This is a genomic window from Thermobifida fusca NBRC 14071 = JCM 3263, assembly GCF_001592045.1.
GTDB lineage: Bacteria > Actinomycetota > Actinomycetes > Streptosporangiales > Streptosporangiaceae > Thermobifida > Thermobifida fusca.
Genome location: NZ_BCWB01000011.1, coordinates 20,743 through 28,635, shown reverse-complemented (window position 1 = coordinate 28,635; position 7,893 = coordinate 20,743). Strand labels below are relative to the sequence as shown.

9 protein-coding genes are annotated in these 7,893 nt (G+C 69.2%); 3 read left to right on the top strand and 6 right to left on the bottom strand.

Annotation, left to right across the window (positions count from 1 at the left end; genetic code table 11):
- The 3 genes from TF1_RS01910 to TF1_RS16080 all read right to left on the bottom strand — a co-directional run.
- The coding region (locus TF1_RS01910) for an asparagine synthase-related protein (RefSeq protein ID WP_255266123.1) at nucleotides 1–1,015 on the bottom strand (1,015 nt) is incomplete at its 3' end.
- A 52-nt stretch (nucleotides 1,016–1,067) separates the two neighbouring features.
- The gene (locus TF1_RS16420; RefSeq protein ID WP_255266122.1) at nucleotides 1,068–1,190 is read right to left on the bottom strand and encodes a hypothetical protein; all 123 of its coding nucleotides are present in this window, start codon (nucleotides 1,188–1,190) and stop codon (nucleotides 1,068–1,070) included.
- A gap of 106 nt (nucleotides 1,191–1,296) precedes the next feature.
- On the bottom strand, nucleotides 1,297–1,794 hold the full coding sequence (locus tag TF1_RS16080) for a hypothetical protein (protein WP_156482480.1): 498 nt from the start codon (nucleotides 1,792–1,794) through the stop codon (nucleotides 1,297–1,299).
- 66 nt (nucleotides 1,795–1,860) lie between these two features.
- Here TF1_RS16080 and TF1_RS01905 point away from each other — a divergent pair, with 66 nt between their 5' ends.
- On the top strand, nucleotides 1,861–2,433 hold the full coding sequence (locus tag TF1_RS01905; RefSeq protein ID WP_011291593.1) for a hypothetical protein: 573 nt from the start codon (nucleotides 1,861–1,863) through the stop codon (nucleotides 2,431–2,433).
- A 41-nt stretch (nucleotides 2,434–2,474) separates the two neighbouring features.
- Here the strand turns inward: TF1_RS01905 and TF1_RS01900 are convergent, their stop codons facing one another.
- The 3 genes from TF1_RS01900 to TF1_RS01890 form a co-directional block, all read right to left on the bottom strand.
- Nucleotides 2,475–3,197, bottom strand: coding sequence for a PadR family transcriptional regulator (locus tag TF1_RS01900; RefSeq protein ID WP_011291594.1), 723 nt, complete (start codon nucleotides 3,195–3,197; stop codon nucleotides 2,475–2,477).
- A 118-nt stretch (nucleotides 3,198–3,315) separates the two neighbouring features.
- The gene (locus TF1_RS01895) at nucleotides 3,316–4,452 is read right to left on the bottom strand and encodes a TIGR04222 domain-containing membrane protein (RefSeq protein ID WP_016188508.1); all 1,137 of its coding nucleotides are present in this window, start codon (nucleotides 4,450–4,452) and stop codon (nucleotides 3,316–3,318) included.
- A gap of 111 nt (nucleotides 4,453–4,563) precedes the next feature.
- Nucleotides 4,564–5,241, bottom strand: a complete 678-nt coding sequence (locus TF1_RS01890) for an LON peptidase substrate-binding domain-containing protein (RefSeq protein ID WP_011291596.1) — start codon at nucleotides 5,239–5,241, stop codon at nucleotides 4,564–4,566.
- 230 nt (nucleotides 5,242–5,471) lie between these two features.
- On the opposite strand from TF1_RS01890, the gene hisD reads away from it, so the two are divergent.
- On the top strand, nucleotides 5,472–6,779 hold the full coding sequence (hisD, locus tag TF1_RS01885) for a histidinol dehydrogenase (protein ID WP_038043568.1): 1,308 nt from the start codon (nucleotides 5,472–5,474) through the stop codon (nucleotides 6,777–6,779).
- Nucleotides 6,776–7,879, top strand: a complete 1,104-nt coding sequence (locus tag TF1_RS01880; RefSeq protein ID WP_061783573.1) for a histidinol-phosphate transaminase — start codon at nucleotides 6,776–6,778, stop codon at nucleotides 7,877–7,879. The genes hisD and TF1_RS01880 overlap by 4 nt, the downstream gene beginning before the upstream one ends.
- Nucleotides 7,880–7,893 lie beyond the last annotated feature (14 nt).

Sequence of the window (7,893 nt, the reverse complement as noted above, 5' to 3'; positions counted from 1 at the left end):
CGCCCAGGCCGTCCATGTGCAGGCGGGAGCCGTGGGCGCGGGCCGTGTGCAGCCGGCTCAGAATGCGCGGCGTGCTCAACATGGCCACGGACGGTTCGTCCAACAGGGGGAACTCCCCGTCGAGGCCAGCGTAGAAGCCGGGGATGTCCTCGGGGGAGAGCACCACGTGCTCCACCGAGGGAAAGGACTGGTGGGCGATCTTCGCCCAGCGGAGATCATCGTCCGTGTCAAGGCCGCTGCTGAAGGTCAGGGCGACGACTTTGGCCGGGCCGCGAGCGGCCAGGGCGCAGAGGGGAGTGGAGTCGAGCCCGCCGGACAGGTCGGCGCTAACCACTCCGCCACCGCGGGTGCGGGTGTCCACGGCTCCGGCCAGGGCAGTGCGCAGCAGGGGAGCTGCGGCGGTGACGGCGAGTTCCGCTTCCGGGGGATGCCACCACTGGACGACCCGGTGGCGGCCGTCATGCAAGCCGAGGCTGAGGTAGTGCCAGGCGGGGACGTGCTCCACCCCGGGCCATGGGGGCAGCTCGCTGAGCGGGTAGGGCAGGCCGTTGAACATCCGCAGCGCGAGCACGTCCGGGTCGGGGGAGACGCCGAGTACCGCGGCGAGCACGTCGGAGCGGTCCGCGGCGATTCGGGCTGTACCGACGTGGGCGTGGAAGACTCGGCGGAGCCCGGACACGCTTCCTTGGATCCGCATCTGGTCGCCGACGACCACGACCAGGTGAAAGCTGCCGTCCAGGGTGCGCGCGATGCGGTCGAACTGGGCCACGTCGTCGATCTGGGCGAGTTCCGCACGCAGCCGCTCAGGCTCAGCCGAACAGTGTCCGATCACGGCGAGGCGGCGCTCCCCGGCCTCGACCAGCAGGAGCTGGTCGGCGGGGAGCGCGCCTACAAGCCAAGGGCGTCCCGAAGGGTGGGACGCCAGCGTCTGGGCTGCCGGAAGGCGGTCGGTTGCCTGCCCGAGAACGTCCTTATCAGGGAAAACAGCGAAGTAAGGACTGATGCAACCGACCACTGGTCCTCCGGCGAGAATGACAGATATTTTTGTGTGGAATTCCTACTATCTATCAGATGAAGCGCGGGAAGACGAAGATCAGCTCGAGGCCCCATTCCGCGGTGTACCAGCCGGTGGCCTCCTTGAATTCGCCGACCTTAGCGAGCTGCGGAGCGGTGTACTTCTTCTTTTCCATCTCTACCTCTCCTTTGGAATAGCCGTATCGGAGTGAGCGCTCTGTGTAACTGCCGGCACGTGGCACAAAGGTTAGGGGATCTAGTGACATATGGCAACAGATGAGGTCAGAAAGGATTGGTAAGACGTTTAAAGGAGAAAAAGACCGCGTGGTCTGTCGGATAACGTCCCGGTGAAGACGATCGTTTCTGCTGCTCAAAACGGGTTTTATTGGGGTGCTGTCCGGTCTGCGGTTGCGTGTGGGGCGCGGGGGAGAGGTCTGATGAGCGAGGTGTTTCGCCCCGGGATGCGTGCGGGTTCTGCCCTGGAGTGTGGGATCCGCCGATCCGGCGCTGACCACTGATTTCGTGCAGTTGAGAACAAAAAAGAACGGGCGCTAGAGAGAGGTGGGGTGAAAAAAGATTGCCGCCCGGCTGCCAGAAGAAGACCTTGTGCAGGAATAGATCCGAAAGTATTTGAATATTCAAAGACGAGGGGAAGAATTTTTCGGGATTTCTCTGGTCTAGCGAAAAGGTTTTCGCAGGAAGAGCAGGGGGTGCGGGCCGCTGTGGCCGGGGGCACACCGGTTTTTCTGTTGAAGAGGCGGGCCGGCGGTGGTATGTCACCCTGTCTCCCCCGCAGGGGATACGCTCAAGGCGGTACGACCCGGAGAAGACAGGTGGGAGCCGGTCATGGGGCGCACACTCGCCGTGGGAGCAGTGGTCTTCGGCGGAGTCACCCTGCTCGGGGTGCCGCTCGGGCTGCTGTGGTGGCTGATCGCCCCGCGCCCCGAGGCGACCGTCACCTCGCAAGGGCTCGCCTACTACCCGCTCTCCCAGACCTGGTTCGCGGTCGACGGCTACTACTCGATCATGATGCTGGTCGCCGGACTGGTGGTCGGCTACACCTGCTACCTCCTTCAGCAGCGGATCTCGCACCGCCACCGCCTGGACCTGCGACTGGCCACCCTGCTCGGCCTCGCCGCGGGGACCGTGGCGGGCTCCTTCACCGCCTGGGGAGTGGGGGCTGGACTCGACTTCCACGCCGCAGAACGCGCGCTGGCCCTGGCCGCCCCGGGTGACGTCGTCCCCGCGGGTCTGACCTTGCGGGCCCACAGCGCGCTGCTCCTGTGGTCGTTCAGCGCCGTCCTCCAGTACGGCCTGTTTGAAGCGCTCATGCTCCGTCAGAGCGACAAGGCCCGCGAGGCCGAGAAGACCGCGGAAGAGGCGGCCGCCCCGCAGGAAGGCCGCCCCAGCGCTGCCTAGACGGCGGGAGTGCTCACCCAGCCGAGGCCCCGACGGGCGAGCTACAGCTCTTCATCGTCGGAGAGGTCATCCTCCGCGAGGATGCGGTAGACGCTCTTGCGCGCCTTGACCAGCAGTTGCTTGACTCGCTCCACCTGGGCGTCGGTGCCTACCTGGGAGACCTGGGCCACCGCCGCGGTCAACTGGGAGGCGAGTGACGCCAGCTCCAGATGCCGGGCGTGGGTCTCCTCGTACTCTTGCGCGGCGCTCTCCCACGGCGGGGTCAGCTCCGCAGCGTGCTCGGCAACGTAGGCGTGGCCCTGCTCTGTCAGCTCATACGGGCGGCGACGGCCCACGCCGGTAGCGGCGAGCGTGACGAGGCCTTCGCTTTCCAGCTGCTGCAGCACCGGGTAGACCGAGCCGGGGCTCAGCCGCCACACTCCGTTGCTGCGCTCGCGGCCCTCCTTGATGATCTCGTAGCCGCTCATCGGCCGTTCAGCCAGGAGCAGCAGGATGCCGGTGCGCACGTCGCCGCGCCGGGCGCGCATGCCGCGGCCGCCCCGGGGACCATGGAACCCGAAGGGGCCCCGCGGGCCGCCGAAGGCCGGGCCGCCGTGCGGCGGCCACGGGCCGGGGGGAATCGGCGGCGGGAAACCGCCGTGGTGGGCGAAGTGCCATCCGTGGTGGTGGCCAGCGTGACGACGTGCGCGGCAGCCCGCAGCCCGGCGGAAGAAACTGCCCGGCCCGACCGTGCGCCACCCCGCAGGTATCGCCATAGCGACCATCGTCCCCTCCTCTCCGAACACATAAGACAGTCTTTTGACTATCGACATTTAAACGATATATCGGATATCGATCGCTGGCAATGCCTGGGAGGGAAGAGTTCACTGGCCGTAGCAGGGGTCAGGGACGCTCACCGGGCGGCCGGTCCCGGTGGTGCCCGTCCCGCGGCGGGGGAGACGGCAGCGGCGGGATCTCCCCGCGCGTCATCCAGTTGCCCCGCCTCCCGTCCCACCCGAAGTCGCCCCCCACCCCCCGGTCCACGGCGCCGAAGGAGGAGGCGCAGGCCGTGGCGAAGGCGATCAGCCGCCCCACCCGAGGCGACCCCAGCGCCAGAGCCTTGCCCGCCCGCAGCCCGCGCAGCCCCACCACCGCGGTCGCCTGCAGCAGCGCCCGCACATCCCGGCGCGCTGCCAGCTCCGCACGGGCCTCCGCCAACAGCACGTCCCCGGCAACGGTGCGCGGCCCCAGCCTGCCCCCGGTCGCCCAGTAGGCCGCGTACGACACGAACCAGCCCCCGAACAGCACCGCGGCAACCAGCGACTCCGCCCGCGAAAACCCGCCCACCGCCCCGCTCACCGCAACCACGAGCGCTGCCATCCCGACCGCCCCCAGCCCGCCCGCAGCGCGGAACGCCACATGCAGCAGGAAGGGATAGCCCAGCAACACGACCAGCAGCAGCGGGACAAGAGAACGGTTCGCCGGTGCCGACGACACCGTCCACCCCACCAGGAACCCCGCGGCCAGCACCGTCACGGCCCCTAGCACCAACTGGGACAGCCACGCGGCCCTGCGGAGCACGGCCATGGCGCGCAACCGCTCCGGCGGCAGGAACAATCCGAGGCGGCGCAGCCGCCACAGCACAGCAGTGATCGCATCCCCGCACGTCGCTGCGGAGACCAACCGGTCCACTGCGAGGGGGCGGTTGACCGCGAGGCGGACGGAGAGCGCCCGCACGAACGGGGAATCCGACAGGCCGGGCGGAGCTGGAGCAGACTGCTGCGCGACCCCGGCCACCATGCCCGGACCCCACGCGGTGATCCGCCCAGTGAGGAACAGCTCGGCTACCGCGACCTCCCCCACCCGAGGGCGTCCCCCCGCAAGCAGGGCGAGTTCGTACGGGTCGAGTTCATCCACACCCACCGGGGGACGCCGCGGACCGGACGCCCGCACCTGCGAATAACGGATCCGAGTCGCCGCATAACAGAACGTGATGAGCAGGTAGTGCAGCACCGTGCCCCACACGATCGCGGCGACCATCGCGGACTCCTCGCCTGTCCTGTGTCAACCGGATATTGATCACAGTAGGCTGGTCCGCCGCGTCTGGAAAGAGCGGCACGCCCCGCAGGCCCCAACCCCGCACCCCGCCGGTCAGTTCAGGTTGATCACCTGGTGCGGGAAGCGCCCCGCAGGAAGCAACCGCAACGCAGAAAGCACCCGGTTTTCTCGCCGGAGCAGCTCCACGGCGCGGGCCAACCGCTCCGCCGCGGAGTCGGCCTCCAACAGCGCCTGCTTGTCCGGCATATCCAGCACGATGGCGTCGGCCAACGCGTAGGAGGCCGCCACCGGATCCTTAGGAAGGTCCGTGTCGTCGGCCACGATGATCCCAATCCGGTCGAGACGCTCCAAGTACACCGCGAAGTGGTGGGCGGCGCGCTCCCGCCACACCTCGGCCTCCTCGCCGACCTCCTCCGCCAGCGGCACCGTCTGCGCCCGCAGGTAGGGCGTGGTCCCATCCGGGGCGAGCCACTCCACCGCCCGGAAACGCTCCACCCCCGTGACCACGAGGTCGACACTCGAATTGGGACGGCGCTGCACCGTGCTGATCTCGGCGGTGCACCCCACGTCGGCCCACTGGTGCGCTGCTTTCTCCCCGACCTCGTGGCCCAGGGTGATGCCGACGACCCCGAACCGGCGGGGCTGGTCTGCCGGCAGGCTGAGCAGGTCGTTCACCAGGGTCAGATAGCGGTCCTCGAACACGTGCAGGGCCATGGTCATCCCAGGGAAGAGGACCGAGCCGAGTGGAAAGAGCGGCAACGTGGTGGACATCGTCCCAGTATGCCCGGCCGTGGCGGACGGTACGCGCCCGCAGACCGGGCCTGCCGCGGCGCGCCGAGACTCGACAACTCCCCGGCAACAGCAGTGCGGACCAGGCGGCCCTCCACCGCGGCAGCGCTCTACGACGAGGAGCCGTCCCGCCTCGCGCTGTCCAGGACAGGAGACCCAGGGGAGCGCTGCCCCAGGCGCTGCGGTGCGGCACCACCCCTACAATGAGGTCCGTGATCTCCCGAATCGATCTTCGAGGCAACCCCGCAGACCCGCGCGCATCACTGCCGCGCGCTGAGATAGACGTCGCGTCCGCAGTCGAAAAAGTCCGACCCATCTGCGAAGACGTACGCCATCGCGGGGTTGAGGCGTTGATCGAGCTAGGGGAGCGCTTCGACGGCGTGCGCCCCGCCCACATCCGGGTGCCCGCCGACGCGCTGGAAACCGCCCTCGCCGGACTTGACCGGACCGTGCGCGCCGCACTGGAAGAGGCGATCCGCCGGGCCCGCATCGTCCACCGCGACCAGCGCCGCACCGACACCACCACCCGGGTCGTGCCCGGAGGAACCGTCACCGAACGCTGGGTGCCCGTCGACCGGGTCGGGCTGTACGTGCCCGGCGGCCGCGCCGTCTACCCCTCCAGCGTGGTCATGAACGTCGTGCCCGCCCAAGAAGCCGGGGTGCCCTCCCTCGCCGTGGCCTCCCCGCCGCAGGCCGAATTCGGTGGACTGCCGCACCCCACCATCCTGGCGGCCTGTGCCCTGCTCGGCGTAGACGAGGTGTACGCCGTGGGCGGTGCTCAGGCCATCGCCATGTTCGCGTACGGTGCGGGCGAGTGCGCTCCCGTCAGCATGGTGACCGGCCCCGGAAACATCTGGGTCGCCGCCGCCAAACGCCTCCTCAAAGGCATCATCGGCATCGACTCCGAGGCAGGGCCGACCGAGATCGCCATCCTCGCCGACGACACCGCCAACCCCGCCTACGTGGCAGCGGACCTGATCAGCCAGGCCGAACACGACGTCGTCGCCGCCTCGGTCCTCGTCACCCCGTCAACCGCCCTCGCCGACCGCGTGGAAGCCGAACTCGCGCGCCAGGTTCCCGCCGCCAAGCACCGGGAACGCATCACCCAGGCCCTGGGCGGCCCCCAGTCCGGCATTGTCCTCGTCGACGACATCGACCACGGCCTGGACGTCGTCAACGCCTATGCCCCCGAACACCTGGAGGTCATGACCGCCGACGCCCAGTCCGTTGCCGCCCGCGTCCGCAACGCGGGAGCGATCTTCATCGGCGACCACTCTCCGGTGTCGCTGGGAGACTACTGCGCGGGTTCCAACCACGTGCTCCCCACCGGCGGGGTGGCCGTCCACTCCTCGGGACTGAGCGTGCAGAGCTTCCTGCGCGGCATCCACGTCGTCGAATACGACCGTGCCGCACTGGCCGAAGTCGCCCACCACGTGGTGGCCCTCGCCGAAGCCGAAGACCTGCCCGCGCACGGTGCGGCTGTCACCGCGCGCATCCCCCGGGAGGAACAGCAGGCGTGAGCGACTTCGGACACACCGGATTCAGCATCGACGACCTGCCGCTCCGCGACGACCTGCGCGGCCAGGCCCCCTACGGCGCCCCCCAGTTGACGGTGAAAGCGGTCCTCAACACCAACGAGAACCCGTACCCGCCGTCCCCGGAACTGGTGGAGGCGATCGGCCGTGCCGCCGCGGAAGCCGCCGTCGGCCTCAACCGCTACCCCGACCGCGAAGCAACCGCCCTGCGCCAGGCCCTCGCCGACTACCTCGGCTACGGGGTGGACGCCGCCAACGTGTGGGCAGCCAACGGCTCCAACGAGATCCTCCAGCAGATCCTGCAGGCGTTCGGCGGGCCCGGGCACAAAGCCCTAGGGTTCGAACCGTCCTACTCCATGCACCCGATCATCGCGCGCGGCACCGCCACCGAATGGGTGTCGGTCCCCCGCACCGCAGACTTCGACGTGGATGCGGACGCCGCCGTCGCCGCGGTCAAAGAACACGAGCCGTCCGTCGTCTTCCTCACCTCGCCCAACAACCCCACCGGGACCGCGCTCCCGCTGGCCACGGTGGAGGCGATCGCTGCAGCCGCCCCCGGTGTCGTCGTCGTGGACGAGGCGTACGCCGAATTCCGCCGGGAAGGGACCCCCAGCGCGCTGTCGCTGCTGCGCACCTACCCCAACGTCATCGTGTCGCGCACCATGTCCAAGGCGTTCGCCATGGCAGGGGTCCGCTTGGGCTACCTGGCCGCGCACCCGGCTGTCGTCGACGCCCTGCAACTGGTGCGGCTGCCCTACCACTTGTCGACCGTGACCCAGGCGGTAGCCTTGACTGCCCTGCGGTACGCCGACGAACTGCTGAGTGCGGTCGCCACCCTCCGCGCCGAACGCGACGCCCTCGTCGACTGGCTGCGCGCCCACGGCTTCGAGGTCGCCGACTCCGACGCCAACTTCGTCCTCTTCGGGCGGTTCCCCGACCGCTCGGCGGTCTTCCAGCACCTTCTGGACCAGGGGGTGCTCATCCGGGAAGTGGGACCGCCCGAATGGCTGCGGGTCACCGTCGGCACCCCCGAGGAGATGGCGATCTTCCGAGAGGCGTTGCTCACGGCGACGGGGCGCGCCTGACCGCGGTCCTTGCC

What these genes read in the sequence shown, in the direction of transcription:
- TF1_RS16420 (WP_255266122.1), bottom strand. Translation starts at nt 1,190, where the DNA reads ATGGAAAAGAAGAAGTACACCGCTCCGCAGCTCGCTAAGGTCGGCGAA.
- TF1_RS01905 (WP_011291593.1), top strand. Translation starts at nt 1,861, where the DNA reads ATGGGGCGCACACTCGCCGTGGGAGCAGTGGTCTTCGGCGGAGTCACC.
- TF1_RS01900 (WP_011291594.1), bottom strand. Translation starts at nt 3,197, where the DNA reads ATGGTCGCTATGGCGATACCTGCGGGGTGGCGCACGGTCGGGCCGGGC.
- TF1_RS01895 (WP_016188508.1), bottom strand. Translation starts at nt 4,452, where the DNA reads ATGGTCGCCGCGATCGTGTGGGGCACGGTGCTGCACTACCTGCTCATC.
- TF1_RS01890 (WP_011291596.1), bottom strand. Translation starts at nt 5,241, where the DNA reads ATGTCCACCACGTTGCCGCTCTTTCCACTCGGCTCGGTCCTCTTCCCT.